The following is a 21,722-nucleotide window of genomic DNA, read 5'->3' on the forward strand; positions in this document are numbered from 1 at the left end:
AGAACCTCGATGACATGCAGGCGATCTGACTGCTCAGGGGGCCTCTGGCTTGTAGAGGTCTCACAAACTCGTCACCTGAGAGCCACCTCACATTCGTGCGTGGCGCATGCCATCCCCGGGGTGACGCGCAGTTTCAGCCGACGGCCGAGGGCGGTCACTTCGACGGTCGGATCGGCGCACAGGAGGGCTCGTACGGGATGATCCCAGACGATCTCCAGAGGCTCCCCGGTCCGCGGAGGCTCGCTCACACAGACGGTAGCGGTGCGCCCCCTGCGCCGTACGAGCACGCTCGCCCCGGCCGTGGCGCTCAGCGGTCCCGCCGTACCGGCCGTCCAGAAGTTCGCGGCCGTCAGTCCCAGCCGGCCCACGTGGACAGCCTGGCGGTGGGCGTCATTGGCAAGGACGGACAGCCAGTCGCGGTCGGCGGCACGGGCCGCGACCGCGCGACGGGTCGCGCCGGGCATCAGGACGTAGGCGTACGTCGCGTCGACAGGGTCCGCGCCATGGTCCAGCCAGAGCGTCTGCCAGCGCCGGGTGCGCCGCTCGGTGGTGCTGGTGGTGTTGATGTCGGACCAGGCGCCGGTGCGGTCCTCGCGGAGAGTGTGGAGGGTCGCCATATCGCCCGGTTCCGGGAAGAGCCAGCCGCCGTGGCCTTGCAGGTGGGCCCAATCCGGACCTCGTACGAAGGCCGGGGTGCCGTCCTCGCCCAGGTTGCGGTTGTCGACGACCGTCTCGACGGGCACCCCGTCGGTGGCGGTGATCCCCGCGCCCAGGCAGATCAGCGCGTCGTCGACGCAGAACCATGACTTGCGGGCCTCCAGCGTGGAGCCGAGCCCCTTGAGGTGCTGGCCGATCGCCGCGCAGGTGCCGTCCGTCGTACCGCCGACCCATCGCACGTCCGGCTTGGGCTCACCCCACTCGCCGCCCGCTTTGTCGGCAAGTCGCTTGGTGGACACGGTTGTCCCGGGCAGCCGGTACCAGTCGACGGTCGGCCAGAACCAGTCGGTGTACTGGCCGCCGCCCGAGCCATTCGAGCCATCCCGGCCATCCGAATCGTTCGGGCCATCCGAGTCATTCGGCCCGTTCGACCCTCTCGGCCACCAGAGCAGCATCCCGGCGCCGGTGTGCCAGCCGCGCGGGTTCTCGCCGTTGCCGCATTCATAGTGCGCGATGCGGTCGCTCGCCATGGAGAGGTTCGCGGCGAAGCCCGAGCCGCGGTGCACCGCGCGGTCCATGGCCGCGAACAGATGGTGGCCGACGGGTTCGGAGGTCGCCGCGACGGCCGAGTCGGCGACGGTGTGCAGCCGCGCGAGGTCGGCGACGCCGAACTGGGCGGCCGTGAGGATCGGCGTCACCGTGTCCCGCTCGATCCACCCCTTGATCCGCCCCTGCCAGCGCTCGCGCTCGGCCGCGCTCGCGCCCTGGGCGAGCAGCGCGATCGCGGCGATCAGCCCCTGCCCGTGGAAGTGGTCGCTGCGCATCACGTGGAGGTCGTCGCTCTTCAGGTAACCCCGGCTGATGGCACGCCCGTTGACGCTGTCCATCACCAGTCCGTCGTGGATGAGGGGCGCGTACGCGTGCTCGACGCTGTCCAGGACGAGCTGCCGGTTCGGGTCGGCCACCTCCCACGCCGACCCGGTGAGCAGCGCGAAGAGCCGCCCGAGCCCGTCGAGCATGACCTGCCCGTACGTCCCCGAGTAGGCGACCCAGGTGTGCTGCACGAACGACCCGTCCGCGTAGAGCCCGTCGCCCGTCGTGACGTACGGGAAGACCGGCGAGAGGGCGTCACGGGCGAGGGCGATCTTGTCGGGGGCTCGGCCGAGGATGCCGCGGAGGGCGACGGACCGGCAGAGGTCGACGCGGTTGGCGCCGGTGGAGGTGCCGGAGTAGTCGCTGAGCATGGCGTCGGGGACGAAGTGGTCGACGGCGGCGCAGGCGGCGGCCCGCCGGGGGTCGGTGAGGTCGTCGTGGAGGGCGGCGACGATGTCCATGAGCAGGCGGGGGCTGCCGATCTGCCATTCCCACCAGTTGCCGTAGCGGGTGGTGGAGGGGTTGTAGACCGTCGCGGAGAGGTGGTCGAGGCCGGTGAGGACGTCCGCGAGGAGGGAGCCGTCACCCGTCGAGCCCGTGCCCTCCTGCACATACGCCTGCGTCATCGTCCACAGCCTGCTGTAGCTCTGGGTGATGCCCGCGGGCGGATCGAAGGGGTAGCCCGGCCAGAGGGAGGTGCCCGTCGGGGCCATGGTGGCGCTGAAGCCGCGGGCGAGTTCACCGGTCTGGCGGAGGCGGGTGGCGTACGGCTCGGCGGCCGGGTCATAGCCGGCGCCGAGGGCGATCTCCAGCCAACGGCGCCGGAGGGTGTCGTACGCGTCTTCGTCGCCGTCGTCGGCGGCGTTTGCGGGTGGAGGCGGGGCGAGCGCTGCCACGAGGACGGCGGACAGGAGGAACGTGCGGCGCGTGGGAGTCATGTTCATGCCGTCTATCAGCGTTCGCGAGCACCCGCCAGGGGGCGGATGGAAGGGCATCAAGGGGCAGGCCAGGAGGTCACCGGGAAGCGAGCAAGGAGGACTCACCGTAACGTCGTGAACACACTGCGGATGATGTTGAACATTGAACGGAATAGGTCTACGGTGTTCCTCGTTGACCTCGTTGAAACTTCAACAGATCCGGTGAGCTCCACTTCCACCGGACCGACAGACCCGCAGCCGCGGCTTCCCGACGAATCCGCGACCCGTCCCCAAGGAGCACGTCATGGGCATCTTCGGCCGCAAGACCACCGACACCCCCGCCACCGCCACCGCCACGGCCCCCGCCGCCGTGAACCCCGACCTGGCGGCGCTGACCGGCGACTACACGATCGACCCGTCGCACACGACGATCGGCTTCGTCGCCCGCCACGCCATGGTCACCAACGTCAAGGGCAGCTTCAAGGACCTCACCGGCACCCTGCACCTGGACGGCTCGGACCCGTCGCAGTCGACCGCCACGATCGACGTCCAGATGGACAGCATCGAGACGGGCTCCGCGGACCGTGACGGCCACCTCAAGAGCTCCGACTTCTTCAAGACGGACGAGTTCCCGACGATGACCTTCGTCTCGACCAAGGCCGAGGCCCTGGGCGGCGACGACTACCGGATCACCGGTGACCTGTCGATCCTCGGCACCACGAAGCAGCTCAGCATCGACCTGGAGTTCAACGGCTCGGCCAAGGACCCGTTCGGCAACGAGCGCGTCGGCTTCGAGGGCAAGGCGGAGATCCTGCGCTCCGAGTGGGGCCTCACCTGGAACGCCGCGCTGGAGACGGGCGGCGTCCTGGTCTCCGACAAGATCAAGCTGAACTTCGACATCTCGGCGATCAAGAACGCCTGACGCCCTTCCGGCTTCCGGCTTCCGGCTTCCGGCTTCCGGCTTCCGGCTTCCGGCTTCCGGCTTCCGGCTGAGTCTGCGGCACCTTTCGGTTGCCCCCTGAGCGCGCCCGCCCTCGTACTCCCCCGTGTCGGAGGGCGGGCGCTCAGTCATGTCCCGCCGCGAGTGTCCGGTGCGGTTCGGTGCGTTGCCGCGACTACGTCATGTCTGGTCCGATCGCGACCGCGTGATGCGTTCTCACGACAACGTCAGGTGCGGTCACGACCGCCCCTGACCGAGTACGACCGAGCGTGACCAGCCGGAACTGCTGTGCGCTGCCTGCGCGTGTGCCTGGGCAACAACGTCCGTCCGTACGGCCGTTGAGCCACTCCCCACATGCGCCCCTGCCGATGGGGCCGAGGGACTCCATATTCAGGAGGCGCGGATGAGCACCAAGACAGGACCCCAGCGGTATCCCGGCGCGAGCCGGTCGCACTGGTACCAGGACCACTTCGGCGGCGCGGCGATGGAGGTCAACGTCGTCGTCCTGCACACCACCGAGGGCCACAACCTGCCGGGCTACGGCGGCGGATCCTCGGCACCCAACCTCACGGCCGTGCCCGACCTGGCCGCCAAGAAGCTCAAGTGGTTCCAGCACTTCGACATCGAGGTGTCCTCACGGGCGTTGAAGAACCACCGGGGCGGCGTCGAGACCAACACCCTGAACGTCTGCCAGGTCGAACTGGTCGGCACCTGCGACCCCAAGGCGCACACCGAGTGGAAGAACGCGGGCCAGAACCACATCTACTGGCCGCAGGCTCCCGCATGGGCTCTCCTGGAGGTCGCCCGCTTCCTGGCCTGGATGCACCGCGAACACCATGTCCCCCTGACGGGGCCGGACTTGTGGCCCGCATACCCGAAGTCGGCGGGCAACCAGAGCGGCCAGCGGATGAGCGGCGCGGCCTGGAACGCGTTCAAGGGAATCTGCGGCCACACCCACGTCCCCGAAAACGATCACGGAGACCCCGGGGCGATCGACTTCCATGGGCTGATCTCCTTCGCCAAGGGCGAGCTGACCGGCTGAGAACGGCACTGAGAACGGCACTGAATATCCCGGTGCGGAGCACGGGCGGCGCGGTTAGCCTCCGGGCATGAACTGGTTGCCTGCCGAGTTTGTTCATCCTGTACATGTCGAGGTGCCCGGGGGGTATCACCTGCGGCCGATCAGTGGGGACGACGCCGCGATCGACTACCCCGCGGTGATGGGGTCACGGGAGCGGCTGTGGGCGATTTTCGGGGAGGCGTGGGGGTGGCCTGCCGCGAGCATCACCTTTGAGGCCAACAAGGCTGATCTGGAGCGGCACGCGGTGGAGATCGCTGCTCATGAGTCCTTCAACTACGTCTTGTTCGATGAGGCGGAGACGGTCGAGTACGGATGTGTGTACATCGACCCGCCGGAGAAGACCGGTGCCGATGGCGAGATCTCGTGGTGGGTCGTGGACGAAGCCGTCGGGAGTGAGCTGGAGCGGGAGTTGGACCTGCTCGTACCCCGGTGGATCGGTGAGGCGTGGCCCTTCGAGCGGCCTCGGTTCATCGGGCGTGATCTGTCGTGGAAGGAGTGGCTGGCGCTGCCCGACGCGTAGCCGGACGCAGATCCGGACTCGGACTGAAGGTGTTGCAGGACGGCACCGTCTGTCTTCACGCGTCTCTTCACGCACCTCGTCCGCACGCCTCCTCACGCGTCGCGTGTCCTGAAGAGCACTCCTCCGGCGATCAGCAGTCCCATGGCGTACGCCGCCAGGACGCCCAGACCCGGCCAGGGGCCGATCGGCAGACGGGCGAGGTTGCGGGTTGCCTGGATGGACAGGCCGGCCGGCATCGGTGCCCAGCGTTCGACGCGGTCCTTCCAGGTCGGGGAGGCCAGCAGGTCGGCCAGGAGCGGGGTGATGTACAGCAGGCCGAGGCCGGCTGTGATGGCGCCCGCGCTGTCCCGTAGCAGGGCGGCGAGGCCCAGGCCCAGGACGGCTATGAGCATCAGGAGAAGGACGGAGCCGAAGGCCGCGCGGAGCGTGGTGGTGTCGGTGGGGGACAGCGGCGGGTAGCCCTCCTTCGTCGTGAAGCCGTTGCCGGGGAGGATCAGGCGGCCCGCCAGGAGAGAGGCCGCGACCGCGAGCGTGCCCGCCACTGCCGTCACCGCGGCCAGTACCGCCGCCTTGGACGCCAGGACCTTCGGGCGGTGGGGTATCGCCGTGAGCGTCGTACGGATCGTGCCTGTGCCGTACTCCGCGCCGATCGACAGCGCGCCGAGGATCAGCACCGTCGCCTGGCCCAGCCAGATGCCCGTCAGGCTCAGCTTCACCGTGTCCTCGTGGCAGGCCGCGGCCGACGGACAGACGTGGGTGGTCACGGAGGACAGGGCGGCCGCGCCCACCGCGAGCGTCATCACGACGGTCGCCGTCAGAAGCCACCAAGTGCTGGGCAGCGTACGGAGTTTGGTCCACTCGGCGTGGACGGCCCGCTTCACGCGTCCCTCCTGCGCAGCCGCCACATCGCCAGGGCCATGGCCACCACTACGTAGGCACACAGAACCGCGAGGCCGTTCCACGGCGAGAGGGGGTAACACCCGCTCTCGGGAAGGCAGTTGTGCTGAACCTGCGGGTAGTACGTGGCCCCCTGCTCGATGGCGAAGGCCGCGGCGGGGGTGAGCCGAAGCAGCCAGTGGCCGACGGAGAGAGGCAGCGCGAGGGCCAGGATGTGCGGCAGGACCACCAGGATCACGACGACGGTGATCGCACCCGCGCTGTTCCGCAGGACGGCACCCACGGCGAGGGTGAGGACCGCGACCAGGGCCAGCAGGGCCGCGCTGCCCACCACGGCCCGCAGTGCCGGGTTCTCCAGCAGCGACAGCTCGGGGACCTCCGGCGGCTTGAAACCGTTGCCGCGCAGCGTGTGTTGAGCCAAGGGGAACGCCACGGCCGTCGCTACGAGGCTCACGGCGAACGTGACGCTTCCGAGGACGAGCGTCTTCGCCGCCAGGACCCGGCCGCGGTGCGGACTCGCCGTGAACGTCGTACGGATCATGCCGCGTTTGTACTCGGAGGTGATGAAGAGAGCCCCCAGCGCCACCATGAACAGCACGGCCACGAGGACGCCCTGGAAGCTCATCTGTACGAGGTCCGGCACGTCCTCGTTCGGGGCGATGTCGCCCTGACCGGAGAGGGTGTAGACGCCGTCGGCCGACACCTTGGTGGTGCCCGGGTGCGGGGCGGCTGGGCCGTTCACCGGCTGGTTCCGGCCGTTGTCAGCCGGTGCACCCACGTCCGTGCTGGTCCAGGTCGCGCCCGCGGTGCCGCCGCGCAGGCCCACGTGGTCGAAGGACGCGACGGCGGTCGTGGTACCGGCCGTCTCCGACCCTCCGCCGAAGGAACGGCTCAGGTTCGTGTGCATGGGGGTGGCGACGAAGAGGCCCGCCTGGGTCGTCTTCGACAGCTCCGGGAGCGTGACCGCGCCGACCTTCGTCCAGTGGGTGCCGTCGGCGGATTCGTAGCCCGTCAGCCGGGTGCCCGTGCGCGTCAGGCGGAGCCAGCGCGGGTCGCCGGAGGTGCCGCTGCCCGCCTTGTCGTGCGTGAAGTTCCACTGCATGCGGACGCCGTGGTCCGGGGTGACCATCAGGGCCGCGTAGGCACTGCCCTGCTTCGTGCTCTGCTTGATGATGACACCGGCCTTGGCCCAGGGTTCCGGCATACCACGGCTACTCTTCAGGCCGCCGGTCACGCGGACCGTGACACTGCCGTCACCGGTCATTTCCTGGTGGACGAAATTGAAGGTGTCGTTGACGTGGGTGCCGTCGGGGCCGAGGGTGACCTTGGGGCCGGTCCCGGTCGTGCTGGAGCCGCTCGCACTGAGCAGCGAGATCAGGACCGTGACCGCGGCCGCGACCGCCAGCACCAGGGACCAGGACCGCACGGTCCGGAACTTGGTCCACTCGGCACGCAGGAGTCTGGCGAAGCCGTCGCGTCCCGGCTTGAGCTGCGAGCGGTACGGGGTGAGGGTCGGGGTGGTCATCGGGTCACCTCGCCGTCCGGGAGCGCGACGAACTCCGCGGCGTCCCGGGTGAGTTCCATGTACGCCTCCTCCAGCGTGGCCCGATGGAGGCCGACTTCGGCGAACGGGACCCGGGCGGCGGCCAGCAGCTCCACGATCCGCTCGGCGGGCAGGCCGGTGACCGTGAGCGTGTCGCGGCCGGTGACCGCGACCGTGCCGCCCTCGCGGGCGAGGAGTTCCATCGCTTCCGTACGGGAGCCGGTGCGCAGGGCGACGCGGTCGCCGGACGCGGCGGCGAGCAGGTCGGCGACGGCCGTGTCGGCGATCAGCCGCCCGCGGCCGATGACCACCAAGTGGTCGGCGGTGTCCTCCAGTTCGCTCATCAAGTGGCTGGAGACCAGGACGGCCCGGCCTTCGGCGGCGAGGTGGCGCAGGAGGCCGCGGATCCACTGGATGCCCTCGGGATCGAGGCCGTTGACCGGCTCGTCGAAGAGGAGGACCGGGGGGTCACCGAGCAGTGCGGAGGCGATGCCCAGGCGTTGGCGCATACCCAGGGAGTAGCCGCCGGCCCTGCGGCGGGCGGCCGTCTCCATTCCCACCTGTTCCAGGACCTCGTCGACCCGGCGCGGGGGCAGCCCGTGCGAGTGCGCCAGCCAGAGGAGATGGTCGCGGCCGCGGCGGCTCGGGTGCAGCGCGGCGGCGTCGAGGAGGGCGCCGACCTCCAACAGGGGTGAGCGCAGGGCGTGATAGGGGCGGCCGCCGATGAGCGCGCGGCCCTCGTCGGGGGCGTCCAGGCCGAGGACGGTCCGCATGGTGGTGGACTTGCCCGCTCCGTTGGGGCCGACGAATCCGGTGACCTGGCCCGGTTCGACCGTGAAGGAGAGTCCGTCGACGGCGACGGTCCCCCCGAACCGCTTGCGCAGCTCCTGCACTTCGATCGTTGCGTCACTCATGCCAAGCGAGACTAGGGATCGCCACGCACGGAGTCGTCCCGCCCGAGAGCCGTCTTCGGCGCCCCTGCCGCGAGGGACGATCGAGGCTCCTCTCCCCCACGTGAGGGATGAACCCACGGGTGACGCGGTGCGGCGCCGCCGACGGCAGAATGGCGGGCATGAGCGACGAGGCGATGGTGCGACGTGCGGAAGGGACCGGGGGGTCACGGTCATGGCGGCTGGTACGGCGCCTGTCGGCCCCGGCCCCGGACCTCGTCACGACCCCGCGCTCGTCCGTTCCTGCGCGCCTCGCCGCTGGACTGCCTGTGCGGTTGTCCGCGCGGTTGTCCGGCCGTGTGCCCGCCCGCCTGCCCGGTCGCTTGTCCATGAGCCTGCCCGGTCGCTTGTCCGCCGGGGTCTCGCAGTTCCCCTCCCCCGTGGCATACGCCGTGGGTCTGGCTCTGCTGGCCTGTGTCGAGGTGCTCGCCCGCGCCGGGAGTCTGCGCGAGAACCTGGCGCTGGCGCTGCTGCTCGGGGTGTGCACGACACTGCCGCTCGCGTTCGTGTTCGGCCCCGAGCGTGCGCTGCCGGTGCGGGGCGGAGCCGCGGTGGCGGTGACGGCGGCGGGGGCGCTGGCGCTGTCTCCGTTCCGGGCGCTCACCCTCGCCGGGGTCGCGTCCCAACTGGCCTGTGTCTACGGCCTGGGGAGAGCGGGGGCGCCGCGGCTCAGCGGGGTGCTCGTGCTGCCGTACGTCGTCCTGGCTCTGGTCAGCCAGGACGACACCACCACCCGTGTCATGGCCGTGCTCGTGGCCACGCTCGCCTCGGCGGCCGCGGCGACCGGCATCACGCATCACGTCCGGGGCGCGCTGCTGGCGCACAGTGCCACCGAGCGGGCCTTCGCGGACACGCTCCTGGCGCATGCGGCCCGAGGTGAACGGGCGCGGATCGCGCGGGAGTTGCACGATGTGGTGGCCCACCACATCTCGATGATCGCCGTCCAGGCCGAGACCGCCAGGTTGACCACACCCGGACTGCCTCCGGACGGCGCCACGCGTCTGCTCGCGATCGGCGACACCGCGCGGGGCGCGCTCACCGAGATGCGGCGGCTGCTGGGAGTGCTGCGGGAGGACGCCGAGGTCGGGGTCACTCGGCGCCCGCAGCCGGGGCTGCATCAGCTGATGGAGCTGATCGACGAGTCCCGGGACGCCGCGGGCTCCCGGACCAGGCTGATCGTCAGCGGTCCGGTCACCACGCTCGACCCGGGCATCGAGGTCACCGCGTACCGCATCGTCCAAGAGGCCCTCACCAACGCCCGCCGCCATGCGCCCGGGGCGGCCGTCGACGTGGAACTCCGTTACGCGGAGGACGACTTGGAGATCCGCGTGCGCGACAACGGTCCAGGTCCCGGGAACGGGGCGGAAACCGGGCCCGGGGCCGCCGAACGGGCTGGTCCGGGGGCCGTCGTGCCGTCCACGGGACACGGTCTCCTCGGCATGCGGGAGCGCGCCACCACGGTCGGCGGCAGCCTGCGCACGGGGGCGGCGGCCGGGGGCGGCTTCCTGGTCGAGGCGCGGCTGCCTGTGCGGGCGGAGGCACTCGCATGACGACACCCGAGCCGCCCGACTCGGCAGCCCCCGGCGCCACCGCCGGCCCGGTCGCCCCGCCCGACTCCTCCGCCTCCCTCGACTCCGCCCCCGCTGCCTCGCCCCCTCCCGCTCCCGCCCCCGCCCCTTCCTCCGCCATTCGTATCGTCGTCGCCGACGACCACGCGGTCGTGCGCGCCGGTTATGGGCTGCTTGCCACGCAGCCCGACTTCGAGGTCGTCGGCACGGCGTGCGACGGCTCGGAGGCGGTGCGCGTGTGCGGGGAGGAGCTGCCCGACGTGGTCCTGATGGACGTGCGCATGCCCGTCATGGACGGCATCCAGGCGACCACCGAGCTGCTGACCGCCGGGGCCACGGAGTCGGACGCGCCGCGGGTGCTCATCCTCACCACCTTCGACCTCGACGAGCATGTGTACGACGCCCTCGCCGCCGGAGCGAGCGGGTTCCTCCTCAAGGATGTGACCGCAGAGCGGCTCTTCGAGGCCGTGCGGGTCGTCGCGGCCGGAGAGGCCCTGCTCGCGCCCGCCATCACGCGCCGGTTGATCGCCGAGTTCGCCCGGCTCAAGCCCCGCACCCCCGCCGTGACAACCCTCTCGGCGCTCACCCCGCGCGAGACGGAGGTGCTGCGGCTGCTCGCGGAGGGCCTGTCCAACCCGGAGATCGCGGCGCGGCTGCACGTCGGCGAGGAGACGGTGAAGACCCACGTCAGCCGCGTCCTGACCAAGCTCGGACTGCGTGACCGCACGCAGGCGGTCGTCATGGCGTACGAGACGGGACTGGTCGTGCCGCGTTCGGGGAGCCCGGCGTGAGCGGGCGCCGCCGGGGCACCGGCAGCACCCACCAGGCCGACGCCACCGCCAGCACCGCGCCGACCGCGATCGCCGCGAGACGGGTCGGCAGCAGTTGCTGGGCGTCCTGGCCGTAGTAGCCGAGGAGGAAGGAGAGAGCGGTGGTCATGCCGGCGGCCCAATAGGCGTAGGAGAGCGGACGCAGCCATAGGGCCACGGCCAGCACCGCGAAGATCAGGGCGCCGGAGACGGAGGTCCTGCCGGTGATCCCGGTCGCTGCCACACCCGTCGCCAGCAGGGTGCCTGCGCAGGCCCCGACGAGGCGCTCGGCTCCCTTGCGCAGGACGTCGGTTCGGCCGCGGTTGCCACTGGCAGCCACATAGGCGGTGAGGACCATCCATGGCCAATGGTGGTCGAAGAGAAGCCGTCCGAGCGCGAAGGCCGCGGCGATCGCGACCGCCATCTGCAGAGCCATGCGAGTGCTCGGCCGGGGGTGCAGCCGTGAGGCACGCCGGGGCGCAGAGGGTTCCGGGTCCGGGCGCCAGGGGCTGAGGCGGTCGCCGAGCACCTGGACCAGCCAGACGCAGCCGCAGGCCAGCGCGCCGATCAGTGCCGACCAGCCCCAACTCACCAGCGCGCTCTGGGCTTCCGGAGGCAGGGCCGGGCCGGGGACGATGAGCAGCGCGACCAGCGGCAGTGTCATGAGGGTGCCTGCCTTCGTCGCGCCCTGCCCGTAGCGGCGGAACCAGATCGGCAGGGAGATACCGAGGGTGAAGACCGCGGCGCCGATCGCGTAGTGGCGCGCGATGAGGTGGCCGAGGAGCACGGAGACCCCGGCCACGGCAGGCAGCAGGACGAGGCCGGTAAGTCGTCTGCGGGTGTCCGCGGCGCGTTGGGTGCCGGCCAGGGTGAGGGTCAGCGCGACCGCGAGGACGAGGACGTCGGTGTGCAGTCCGGCGGCGCCCTCCAGCCACAAGGCGATGGCGTAACAGAGCAGCACGGCCGTCATGGTCAGCGTTGCTTCGTAAGCGTTGCGTATTAGTTTTACGGTCACCGTTCGGATAGTAGCGACGTCGGTATCGCTCCAACAGTACGCAGTCCCTTATTATCTCTCCATGGACTATCTCCCCCACGCCGCCCAGATCCGTCGTGGTGTCGTCCGGCTCAACCGGCGGCTGCGGCAGGAGCGAGGCGACGGCAGCCTCAGCGCCAATCAGCTCTGGGTGCTCGGGCATCTGCATCGGGTCGGGCCCTCGACGCCGGGCGAGATCGCGGTGGCGGAGCGGCAGCGGCCGCAGTCGCTGACCAGGGTCTTTGCCCAGCTGGAGGCGGACGGGCTGATCGTCCGCGGGCCCGGCAGCGAGGACCGGCGGCAGTCCGTCCTCACGCTCACGGCGGACGGCCGTGCCGCGCTGCAAAGGGACATGGCGAAGCGCGACGCCTGGCTGGCCACAGCTCTCGGCACGCTGAACGAGACGGAGCGTGAGGTGCTGCGGCTCGCGGGTGCGCTGATGGAACGGATCGCCGACGTCGACATGCACGCACCGGACGTAGACCCGAAGGAGCTCTGAACTACCGGTTCCGGGCGTCCGGCAGGTCCGCCTGGTCAGAAGCCTCCGCCGAAGTCCCCTCCGCCTCCGAAGTCGCCGCCTCCGCCGTCGCCGAACCCTCCGCCGAAGTCGCCGGGGTCGAAGTCGGCGCCCGAGACGTCGCCGCCGCCGTAGTCGCCTCCGCCGAAGTCGCCGTATCCGGAGCCGTAGTCCGCCGCGTACGACGGGGTGGCCATCATGCTGCCGAGCATCGTGCCGACGAGAAGGCCGGGGAGGAGGCCGCCGCCGAAATAGCCGCCCGCCCAGGGGCCGTAGGCCGGGCCCGCGTCCCAGTACGGGCGCCGTCCGTAGTCGGTCTCGACCTCGCGGATCGCCGGATCGGCTCCGTCGGCGAGACGGGTCTGGTCCGCCGCGCACACGGGGACCTCGCGGGGTGCGCCGGTGGCCGGTGTCCAGGTCGCGTCGGCGACCGACGGGCCGTGCCGGGGGTCGAAGAAGCAGGGGGCGCGGCGTGCGGGGACCGGGCGGCCCTCGCGGCGCGCGGCCAGCACCGCCAGCGAGAAGCGGCCGTCTTCGAGGGCCTGCGTCACTCCGCGTACGTCCTCGGGGCGTTCGGCTGCCGCCATGAGTGACTTCGCCTGCTCGTACGCGTCGAGCGCGCGTTCGTAGTCCGCGCGCATCGTGTCGTCCGCGCCTGCCTCGGCGGGGTGGAAGTCGAGCCGGTCGAGCTCCTCGCCGAAGGCCGTGATGTCCTCGTCGACGACCACGCGGAGCTTGTCGAGCGCGGCCCGCTGCTCCTGTGCCCTACGGCGACGGTTGCGGCGTACGAGGGTGTACGCGCCCGCGCCGCCGGCCACGAGGACCGCGCCCACGGCGATCAGGGCGCCTGTCGGGACGCCGGCGTCGGCGCCGGAGGAGCCCCAGCTCGCCGGGGCGGAGCCGCCGATGTTCTGGAGCGCGCGGTCCGTGAAGTCGTTCAGCTGGGTCCTGGTGTCCTCGCCCTTCACGCTGGTGACCAGGTTCTGCACGGCCGTGCGGGACATCACCGCGGAGTCCGCCCGGGCGTCGAAACGGTCGCCCAGGCGGATGGCGTACAGGCCGGTGATGCCGGTGTCGGTGCGGAGGTTCTGGAAGAGGTTCTGGGTGGGGAAGTCCGCCGGGAGGACGGCTATGAAGACGGGCTTGTCGGCGTTCTTGATCTTCTGGGTGAGGGCGTCGGTGTCTGCGGCGGAGAGTTGGGCGGCGGCTGCGGGGTCCACATAGACCGGGGCCTGGCGGAGGGCCTTCGCCACGGCGGAGACGTCGTCGGCCTCGGTGGACGTCTCGGCGGACGTGGCGGACCTGGCCGACGTGGCTGCCGCATGGGCGGCGGGGGCGGCAGGTGAGAGCGCCGCCAGGGCAGTCAGCAGGAGTGCGGTCAGGAGGCCTGGGAGCCCTCGGGACGGTAGGGCCTTCATGTCTTCGACGCTACCTGAAGGGGCGCAAAAGGGGGCATCGGGGCGGGCGGGGGTTTGGGGTTTCGCCCCCTCCGCCCCTACCCTCCCCCACTCTCGGCTTCGCTCGAGCGGGGGGACCCCCATCGTTGCCCTGGGAGCTGCGCCCCCTCTCCCCCTGCCATCGCGCTTGCGCGCTCGTCCTCAAACGCCGGACGGGCTGAAAATCCTCCCCTGCCCGGAGCTGACAAGCTCGCCCCCGGCGGGCGGGTGGGGGTTAGGGATGGCACCCCCAGCTCAATCGCCGGACGAGCAGAAAGAGCCACCCCGACCGGGAACTGACAAGCTCGCCCCCGGCAGATGGGTGGGGGTTAGGGATGGCGCGATCCCTCCTCATCCACCGACCGGCTGAGAATCTCCATCCCCGGCCCCGCCAAGCAGGCGGAGGCCAGGGATGGCGAACCCGCCCCAAGCGCCGGGCGAGTCCAAGGCTCAACGTTCAGCCGTCGGCGCTCAAGCCGCCCGATATGCCTCCGCCAGTTTCGTCACCGCATCGCCGTACCGGCCCGTCAGCAGCAAGTGGTCCGCGTCTGCGAACGGCTTGGCGAAGGGGGCGGTCATGGTTGCCGTGGCCTTCTGCTGGACCAGTAGGCGGGCCTTCGTCACGGCGGTGCGGCCTGCTTCGTCCGCGCCGGTTCTCTCCGCCGCTCTGGCCACTGCCGCCAGGGCCTTCAGGGTGGTCTCGCCGCCCTGCGGGGCCTTGGCGAGGGTGGTCAGGCCCCAGCCGTAGGGGAACTGGGGAGCATAGGTCGGGTCGCCCACGTTGATAGGGAGCTGGGACTCCGACTTGGGCCAGGTGACCGGGAGTTGGCCGGTGAAGCCCCGCTTTCCGTAGAGGACGTCCGCGACGCCGTCGCCCTCGGTGCCCGGCAGCCAGGAGGCGACGAGCGCGTCGATCGATCCCAGGCGGTCGCCGATGAGCTGGGGGCGGCCGGAGACGATGAGGACCGCGCACTTCATGGCGGCGCAGACCTTGTCGACGGCGGCCTTGTCGGCGGGGGTCAGTTCCAGGTCGTTGCCGTTGCCGACGTCGCCGACGCCCTCGGCGTAGGGGGTCTCGCCGACGACGACCACGCCCACGTCGTAGCCGGAGGTCGGAGCCGACGCGTCCTTGGAGTAGGTGACGTCTCCCGTGGAGCCGGCGGCTTTCCGCATGCCCTGCAAGATCGTCGTGCCGTCCGTGATCTTTCCGGACGAGCCCTGCCAGGTGATGGTCCAGCCGCCGGTCTGGTTGCCGAGGTCATCGGCGTTCGAGCCGGCGACGTACACCTTCTGCGACTTCTTCAGGGGCAGGACGCCGCCCGAGTTCTTCAGCAGGACCTGCGACTTGGCAGCCGCCTCGCGGGCCACGGCCCGGTGCGCGGGCGAGCCGATCTGCGCCGCCCCGCTCGTGTCCGCGTACGGCTTCTCGAAGAGGCCGAGTTTGAACTTCTGGGTGAGGATGCGGGATACGGCGTCGTCGATGCGCTTCTCGCTGATCCGGTCCGCCTTCACCTCGTCGACCAGGGTCGTGCGGAAGTCCTTGTACGCGTACGGGACCATGATCATGTCGAGGCCGGCGTTGACCGACGTACGGACGTCGGAGGCGTAGTCGCCGGGGATCTGGTCGATGGCCGCCCAGTCGCTGATGACGAAGCCGTCGAAGCCCATGCGGTCCTTCAGGACGCCGTTGATCATGTCGGCGCGGGCGTGCATCTTCACCGGGCCCTGGCCGTCGCCCAGGATGTCGAGCGAGGAGTACGACGGCATGACCGAGCCGACTCCTCGGTCGACGGCCGTCTGGTAGGGGGCGAGGTGGATCGCTTCGAGCTGCTGCCGGGTGACCTTCGTGACACCCTGGTCGATGGTGTACGAGCCGGTCGTCGACGAGCCGTACTCGGTGCCGCCGTCGCCCGCGAAGTGCTTGGCGGTGGCCAGCACCTTGTCGTTACGGCTCAAGTCCTTGCCGTTCGCGCGGCCTTGGAGGCCCTGGATGACGGTCTCCATGGACGTGACGAGGGCCGGGTCCTCGCCGAAGGACTCGTAACTGCGGCCCCAGCGTTCGTCGCGGGTCACACAGAGGCAGGGGGCGAAGTCCCACGGGATGCCGGTGGACCGGACCTCGGATGCGGTCACCGCGCCTGCCTGGTAGGCGACTCGGGGATCCCTGGTGGCTCCGATGCCGATGTTGTGCGGCATGATCGTCGAGCCGATGAGGTTGTTGTGGCCGTGCACCGCGTCCACGCCGTAGATCAGCGGGATCTGGAACCGCGTTGCCTGCGCCCGGAGTTGGAAGGCGTCGATCATCCGGGCCCACGCCTCGGGCACGTTCGGGGTCGGGGTCGAGCCGCCGCCGGAGAGCAGTGAGCCGAGATCGTAGGACGCGATGTCGCCCTGGGACGTCAGCGCGCCGCGCTCGGCCTGTGTCATCTGGCCGGCCTTCTCCTCCAGGGACATGCGCCCGACGAGGTCGGCCACCCGCTTCTTCACGGGCAACTTGGCGTTCAGGTAGGGGAGTCCGTGGGCGTTGATGACGACCTGCGGGTTCTCCGTCGGGGCCTTGGCGCCGGTGACGGTCAGCTTGAGCGGGATGGTCTCGGCGTTCTCGGCCGACCGGTCCTTCAGCGTGGCCACGGAGATCGTGCGGGAGGTGCCGGAGGCCGTGCCCGCCGGGAAGGTGAACTCGCCCTTGACGGGGGTGTAGTCCTTGCCGGACTCCGCGGTGCCGCCCGCGCTCTCGTACGCGACCGTCACGGGTTCCCCGATCGGGACGGAGCCGGTCGTGGCGACGGAAAGCTTCACGTCGGCCGTGCCGCCCTCCGTGACCGGGTGGACGGCGGCGTCCGCGACCACGCTCGCGCGCAGCGACTGGTCGGCCTTGCCGTACAACTCGACGCCGTCCATGGCGAATCGGCCCTTGATACCGACGGGGAGCGTGACGGCGTATCCCCACATCTGCGTGAGACCGAGGACCTGGTCGATGCCGCCGACGGGCTGGTAGTCCGTACGGTAGGTGAAGTCGGTGAAGGGGATCTCGATCTGCTTCCAGCCAGTGAAGTCGTCGGTGAACGACGTCGTCCACAGCTCGGAGGCCTCGCCGTTGGCGCCGCCGTCCTTGATCTCGAAGCTGATCTTCTTGGCGTTGTTCTGTCCGTCCCACCAGAAGCGGACGCCCTTGTGCGTCGACCAGTCGTGGGCGGGCTGGTCGAAGGCGAAGTCGTGGGTGAAGCCGCCGTAGCCGCTGATGTCGTAGCTGCCGCTGAGGACCTTGGCGCCCTCGGGGGCGTCGTCCCGTGCGGTCAGGGCGAGTGGTGGCGGGTCGTCTGCGTCGCTGCCCCAGGTGAAGAGGCCCTCGGCGGGCGGGTTCGCGAACGGGACCTCGCCCTCGAAGCGGTCGACGGGGACCGGTGCCGGGTCGTCGGCGCCCGCGGCGGCACTCGCGGAGGCCAGGGGCAGCAGCCCGGTGAGCAACGCGGCAGACACGAGCAGGGCGGTTCTTCGCATGGACCTTCCCTCAACTCTCTCAGTCCTCTTGAGTCTTCCTGAGTCCTCTTACGACTTAGATCACGGCGTGAGTTAACTGGCGCCCCCGGGACCCGTCAAGACTTCACGTCAGAACCGGTACACACTCAACTCACGGCCGGAACAGGGCTCTTGTTCCTTCGGATTCTGAACGCGCACCCCCTTGACGGCGAATCGAAGCCGTCATTTACTCACGGCTCGCACGCCCCACTCCCCCACCTCCCAGAAGGGCGGCGCGCCATGAGGAGATCCATTCGGGCGGCCCGGCTTATCGTTGCCGGGCTGCTCACGACGGCCGGACTCACCGCCGTCGGAACCGCGCCCGCGCACGCCGCGGGCGAATCGGTCACGGCCTGGCTGACGACGACGGACGACGACGGCGGCCGCCATGTCGTTCGCGGTTTGCAGGCTCAGACGCCGTTCGCCTTCCAGTCGGGCAGCGGCGGAAGCGGCGAGAACATCACCGTCGACGAGAACACCCGCTACCAGACGTTCACGGGCGGCGGCGCGTCCTTCACGGACACGGCGGCCTGGCTGATGAACAGCAGCGGAGCCCTGTCGCAGACGACGCGGGACGCGACGATGCGGAAACTGTTCTCGCCGACCGACGGGATCGGACTGTCGTTCCTGCGCAACCCGATGGGCGCCTCCGACCTCGCGCGGTACGGGTACACGTACGACGACGTGCCCGCCGGCCAGACCGACGCGAACCTCGCCCAGTTCTCGATCGCGCACGACCAGGCCGACGTGGTGCCGCTGACGAAGCAGGCGCTCCAGCTCAACCCCGCCCTGACGGTGATGGCCTCCCCGTGGACCGCGCCCGCCTGGATGAAGGACAGCGGGCAGCTCAACGGGGGCTGGCTGAAGGCGGAGGACTACGGGGCGTACGCGTCGTACTTCGTGAAGTACCTCCAGGCGTACCGGGATCAGGGTGTGCCGGTCTCCTATGTGACGGTGCAGAACGAGCCGACGTGCTGCTCCGGCTATCCGTCGATGAGCTGGAACGCGTCCGGGCTCGCCTACTTCACCAAGAGCGAGCTGCTGCCGAAGCTCCAGGCGGCCGGGCTGTCGACCAAGGTTCTTGCGCTCGACTGGAACTGGGACACCTACGACGGTTACGCCGCGCAGACAGTCGACGACGCGGCGGTGCGCTCGCACCCGAACTTCGGCGGGATCGCCTGGCACGGTTACGGCGGTGACGTGGCGAAGCAGACTGCCGTGCACAACCAGTATCCGCAGCTGGACGCCTTCGGCACCGAGCACTCGGGCGGCACCTGGATCGCGAACCAGCAGCGCGAGGACATGCTCAACATCGTGGACTACACCCGCAATTGGGCGAAGTCGGTGACCAAGTGGTCGCTGGCCGTGGACCAGAACCGGGGGCCGCACAACGGCGGCTGCGGAACGTGCAGCGGGCTGATCACCGTGCACAACGGGGACGGGCAGAGCGGGCAGGTCGACTACACCGTCGAGTACTACACGATGGGACATCTGACGAAGTTCGTCCGGCCCGGGGCGCAGCGGATCGCCTCGACGGCGTCGTCGTCCGTGCCGAACGTGGCCTGGCGCAACCCCGACGGCTCCAAGGCGCTGATCGCGTACAACGACGCGGCCTCCGCGAAGACGGTGACCATCGACTGGGGTGCACAGCACGCGACTTACTCACTGCCCGGCAAGACGTCGGCGACCTTCACCTGGTCGGGGACACAGGCAGGCGGCGGTGACCGGTCCGGGGCGTTCGTGGGCCTCGGGGCCAAGTGCCTTGATGTGGCGGGCGGTTCGACCGCGAACGGCACGGCCGTCCAGCTCTACGACTGCAACGGCTCGACCGCCCAGCGGTGGACGGTGCAGGCCGACGGCTCGGTCCGGGCGCTCGGGAAGTGCCTGGACGTGACGTCGGGCTCGACAGCCGACGGGGCCAAGGTGCAGTTGTACGACTGCAACGGATCCGGTGCGCAACGGTGGTCGTACAACCCCTCGACCGGTGATGTGGTCGATACGGCGGCGGACAAGTGCCTCGACGTCACGGACAACTCGTCGGCGAACGGGGCGCGGGCACAGATCTGGTCCTGCACCGGGGCCGCCAACCAGAAGTGGCGGCTGCAGTAGGGCATCGGGCTCTGCTGTCCGGCCGAGAGGGGGGCGGGGTCCATGAGACACAGGGGTTTGGCCACCGCGGGAGTGTTGATGGGGCTGGGGCTGCTGAGCGGATGCAGTCCGGCCTGGCTGCCGCTCGCCGCGGTGTGGCCGGGCGCGGACGGGCAGCCGGTCGTGGCGCTGCGGCCGTGCGGCGACGATCACGCGAAGGACCTGGACCTCAGGAGCTGGGCCGAGGACGCGTTCGTCGAGGACGAGAACGGTGAGCTCGTCGACAACCCCACCGGCACGGCGTCCCCAGGGCAGGAGGACACAAGCTGGGAGGTGGCGAGCGGAGTCGAGGCCGGCAGGACCACCTTCCCGCTCTTCTCGCCCTCGTCCGCCTGGCAGGTGCGCGAGACCGGGCAGCAGAAGCTGCTGCCCGGTCGCACATACGCCCTGCACTTCACCGGCGCGCGCACGGGCTGGTCCCCGTACGACGGCAATCTCACCTTCTCCGCCGAGGACCTCGCCTCGCTGCGCCCCGGCCAGGTCTGGGCCGACGGGCGTGCCATGAGCCGGGGCGCGTTCGACGACCTCGTCGACGATCACTGCTGACCGGCAACACCCCCTAGGCGGCGGGCTCCACCCCGGCCCGCAGCAGCCCGTAGGTGTACGCGTCCTCCAGCGCCTGCCAGGACGCGGCGATCACGTTCTCCGCGACGCCGACCGTCGACCACTCGCCGCTGCCGTCGGACGTGGAGATCAGTACGCGGGTCGTGGAGGACGTGCCGTGCTTGCCCTCCAGGATGCGGACCTTGTAGTCGACGAGCTCCAGCTTGGCGAGCTGCGGGTAGATCTTCTCCAGGGCGACCCGCAGGGCGCGGTCGAGGGCATTGACCGGGCCGTTGCCCTCGGCGGTGGCGACGATGCGCTCGCCCTTCGCGAAGAGCTTCACGGTGGCCTCGTTGGCGTGGCTGCCGTCGGGGCGGTCCTCGACGATCGCCCTCCACGACTCGACCTGGAAGTACGAGCGGGGGCGCCCCTCGGCCTCCGCGCGGAGCAACAGCTCGAAGGAGGCGTCGGCGGCCTCGTACGTGTAGCCCTTGAGCTCGCGCTCCTTCACCCGCTCGACGACCCGGCCGACCAGCTCGCGGTCGTCGCTGATGTCGACGCCGAGCTCCTTGCCCTTGAGCTCGATGGAGGCGCGGCCCGCCATGTCGGAGACGAGCATCCGCATGGTGTTGCCGACCTGCTCGGGGTCGATGTGCTGGTACAGGTCGGGGTCGACCTTGATCGCGGAGGCGTGCAGGCCCGCCTTGTGCGCGAAGGCCGAGACACCCACGTACGGCTGGTGAGTTGACGGGGTGAGGTTCACGACCTCGGCGATGGCATGCGAGATACGGGTCATCTCGCGCAGCGCGCCGCCCGGCAGGACCTTCTTGCCGTACTTCAGCTCCAGGGCGGCGACGACCGGGAAGAGGTTGGAGTTGCCGACTCGCTCGCCGTAGCCGTTGGCCGTGCACTGCACATGGGTGGCGCCCGCGTCGACGGCCGCGAGGGTGTTGGCGACCGCGCAGCCCGTGTCGTCCTGGGCGTGGATGCCGAGCCGGGCGCCGGTGTCGGCGAGGACCGTGCCGACGACGGCCTGGACCTGAGCCGGGAGCATGCCGCCGTTGGTGTCGCAGAGCACGACCACGTCGGCGCCGGCCTCGGCGGCGGCGCGGACGACGGCCTTCGCGTACTGCGGGTTCGCCCGGTAGCCGTCGAAGAAGTGCTCGCAGTCGACGAAGACCCGGCGGCCCTGCTCCTTCAGGTAGGAGACCGTGTCGCGGACCATCTCCAGGTTCTCGTCGAGGGTGGTGCGCAGCGCCAGCTCGACATGACGGTCGTGCGATTTCGCGACCAGGGTGATGACTCCGGCGCCGGAGTCGAGGAGTGCCTTGACCTGCGGGTCCTCGGACGCCTTGCCGCCGGCCCGGCGGGTGGCGCCGAAGGCGACCAGCTGGGCGTGCTTGAAGGAGATCTCCTGCTGGGCGCGGGCGAAGAACTCGGTGTCGCGCGGGTTGGCGCCGGGCCAGCCGCCCTCGATGAAGCCCACCCCGAAGTCGTCCAGGTGCCGTGCGATGGCCAGCTTGTCCGCGACGGTGAGGTTGATGCCCTCACGCTGCGCGCCGTCGCGGAGGGTCGTGTCGAAGACGTGGAACGAATCGTCGAGTTCGCTGGTTTCCGTCATGGTCTCTGGCTCCTGAGGATTTGGATCTCGGTCGTACCGGAATGACCGGCTCCACCGTCCCCCGATGACAATGATCCCTCGCGCTCTTCTCCCGGCTTGCGGTGGGCCAGGAAACAGAAAAACCTCTCGCGGGTGCGAGAGGTCTGCGCG

The 21,722-nt window shown here is 70.3% G+C and carries 16 protein-coding genes; 8 read left to right on the plus strand and 8 right to left on the minus strand.

The window, feature by feature from the left end; translation table 11 throughout:
* Positions 1 to 71: 71 nt before the first annotated feature.
* On the minus strand, positions 72 to 2,474 hold the full coding sequence (locus AB5J56_RS14120; protein ID WP_369233051.1) for a polysaccharide lyase 8 family protein: 2,403 nt from the start codon (positions 2,472 to 2,474) through the stop codon (positions 72 to 74).
* 277 nt (positions 2,475 to 2,751) lie between these two features.
* Between AB5J56_RS14120 and AB5J56_RS14125 the strand changes: the two genes are divergently transcribed.
* The 3 genes from AB5J56_RS14125 to AB5J56_RS14135 all read left to right on the plus strand — a co-directional run bounded on the left by AB5J56_RS14125 (position 2,752) and on the right by AB5J56_RS14135 (position 4,988).
* Positions 2,752 to 3,369 carry a YceI family protein gene (locus tag AB5J56_RS14125; RefSeq protein WP_369233052.1) on the plus strand — a complete coding sequence of 206 codons (618 nt, stop codon included), beginning with the start codon at positions 2,752 to 2,754 and terminating at the stop codon, positions 3,367 to 3,369.
* Positions 3,370 to 3,790: 421 nt separating this feature from the next.
* Positions 3,791 to 4,429 carry a hypothetical protein gene (locus AB5J56_RS14130; RefSeq protein WP_369233053.1) on the plus strand — a complete coding sequence of 213 codons (639 nt, stop codon included), beginning with the start codon at positions 3,791 to 3,793 and terminating at the stop codon, positions 4,427 to 4,429.
* Between the two features lie 67 nt (positions 4,430 to 4,496).
* Positions 4,497 to 4,988, plus strand: a complete 492-nt coding sequence (locus AB5J56_RS14135) for an N-acetyltransferase (RefSeq protein WP_369233054.1) — start codon at positions 4,497 to 4,499, stop codon at positions 4,986 to 4,988.
* A 92-nt stretch (positions 4,989 to 5,080) separates the two neighbouring features.
* Here the strand turns inward: AB5J56_RS14135 and AB5J56_RS14140 are convergent, their stop codons facing one another.
* Genes AB5J56_RS14140 through AB5J56_RS14150 form a run of 3 tightly spaced genes read right to left on the minus strand, consistent with a single transcriptional unit; the run spans position 5,081 to position 8,342 of the window.
* On the minus strand, positions 5,081 to 5,869 hold the full coding sequence (locus AB5J56_RS14140) for an ABC transporter permease subunit (protein WP_369233055.1): 789 nt from the start codon (positions 5,867 to 5,869) through the stop codon (positions 5,081 to 5,083).
* Positions 5,866 to 7,410 (minus strand): ABC transporter permease subunit, encoded by a 1,545-nt coding sequence (locus AB5J56_RS14145; RefSeq protein WP_369233056.1) that lies wholly within the window; start codon positions 7,408 to 7,410, stop codon positions 5,866 to 5,868. Before AB5J56_RS14145 ends, AB5J56_RS14140 begins: the two co-directional genes overlap by 4 nt.
* Positions 7,407 to 8,342, minus strand: coding sequence for an ABC transporter ATP-binding protein (locus AB5J56_RS14150; protein ID WP_369233057.1), 936 nt, complete (start codon positions 8,340 to 8,342; stop codon positions 7,407 to 7,409). The genes AB5J56_RS14145 and AB5J56_RS14150 overlap by 4 nt, the downstream gene beginning before the upstream one ends.
* A 416-nt stretch (positions 8,343 to 8,758) precedes the next feature.
* Here AB5J56_RS14150 and AB5J56_RS14155 point away from each other — a divergent pair, with 416 nt between their 5' ends.
* Both AB5J56_RS14155 and AB5J56_RS14160 read left to right on the plus strand, forming a co-directional pair.
* Positions 8,759 to 9,928, plus strand: a complete 1,170-nt coding sequence (locus tag AB5J56_RS14155) for a sensor histidine kinase (RefSeq protein ID WP_369233058.1) — start codon at positions 8,759 to 8,761, stop codon at positions 9,926 to 9,928.
* Positions 9,925 to 10,737, plus strand: a complete 813-nt coding sequence (locus AB5J56_RS14160) for a response regulator (protein WP_369233059.1) — start codon at positions 9,925 to 9,927, stop codon at positions 10,735 to 10,737. Before AB5J56_RS14155 ends, AB5J56_RS14160 begins: the two co-directional genes overlap by 4 nt.
* On the opposite strand, the gene AB5J56_RS14165 is transcribed toward AB5J56_RS14160, so the two are convergent.
* On the minus strand, positions 10,685 to 11,770 hold the full coding sequence (locus AB5J56_RS14165) for an FUSC family protein (RefSeq protein WP_369233060.1): 1,086 nt from the start codon (positions 11,768 to 11,770) through the stop codon (positions 10,685 to 10,687). The two genes, AB5J56_RS14160 and AB5J56_RS14165, sit on opposite strands and share 53 nt — an antisense overlap.
* A gap of 61 nt (positions 11,771 to 11,831) precedes the next feature.
* On the opposite strand from AB5J56_RS14165, the gene AB5J56_RS14170 reads away from it, so the two are divergent.
* A complete protein-coding gene (locus AB5J56_RS14170) occupies positions 11,832 to 12,287 on the plus strand; it encodes a MarR family winged helix-turn-helix transcriptional regulator (RefSeq protein ID WP_369233061.1) in 456 nt (151 codons plus the stop codon).
* A 35-nt stretch (positions 12,288 to 12,322) separates the two neighbouring features.
* Here the strand turns inward: AB5J56_RS14170 and AB5J56_RS14175 are convergent, their stop codons facing one another.
* Both AB5J56_RS14175 and AB5J56_RS14180 read right to left on the minus strand, forming a co-directional pair.
* The gene (locus tag AB5J56_RS14175) at positions 12,323 to 13,723 is read right to left on the minus strand and encodes a hypothetical protein (protein WP_369233062.1); all 1,401 of its coding nucleotides are present in this window, start codon (positions 13,721 to 13,723) and stop codon (positions 12,323 to 12,325) included.
* 489 nt (positions 13,724 to 14,212) lie between these two features.
* On the minus strand, positions 14,213 to 17,242 hold the full coding sequence (locus tag AB5J56_RS14180; RefSeq protein WP_369233063.1) for a glycoside hydrolase family 3 N-terminal domain-containing protein: 3,030 nt from the start codon (positions 17,240 to 17,242) through the stop codon (positions 14,213 to 14,215).
* A 258-nt stretch (positions 17,243 to 17,500) separates the two neighbouring features.
* Here AB5J56_RS14180 and AB5J56_RS14185 point away from each other — a divergent pair, with 258 nt between their 5' ends.
* Both AB5J56_RS14185 and AB5J56_RS14190 read left to right on the plus strand, forming a co-directional pair.
* Positions 17,501 to 19,369, plus strand: coding sequence for a lectin (locus AB5J56_RS14185; RefSeq protein ID WP_369233064.1), 1,869 nt, complete (start codon positions 17,501 to 17,503; stop codon positions 19,367 to 19,369).
* Between the two features lie 42 nt (positions 19,370 to 19,411).
* A complete protein-coding gene (locus tag AB5J56_RS14190; RefSeq protein WP_369233065.1) occupies positions 19,412 to 19,954 on the plus strand; it encodes a hypothetical protein in 543 nt (180 codons plus the stop codon).
* Between the two features lie 13 nt (positions 19,955 to 19,967).
* Here the strand turns inward: AB5J56_RS14190 and cimA are convergent, their stop codons facing one another.
* Positions 19,968 to 21,572 carry a citramalate synthase gene (cimA, locus tag AB5J56_RS14195; RefSeq protein ID WP_369233066.1) on the minus strand — a complete coding sequence of 535 codons (1,605 nt, stop codon included), beginning with the start codon at positions 21,570 to 21,572 and terminating at the stop codon, positions 19,968 to 19,970.
* Between the last annotated feature and the right edge of the window lie 150 nt (positions 21,573 to 21,722).

The sequence above is a fragment of the Streptomyces sp. R21 genome, assembly GCF_041051975.1.
Lineage (GTDB): Bacteria > Actinomycetota > Actinomycetes > Streptomycetales > Streptomycetaceae > Streptomyces.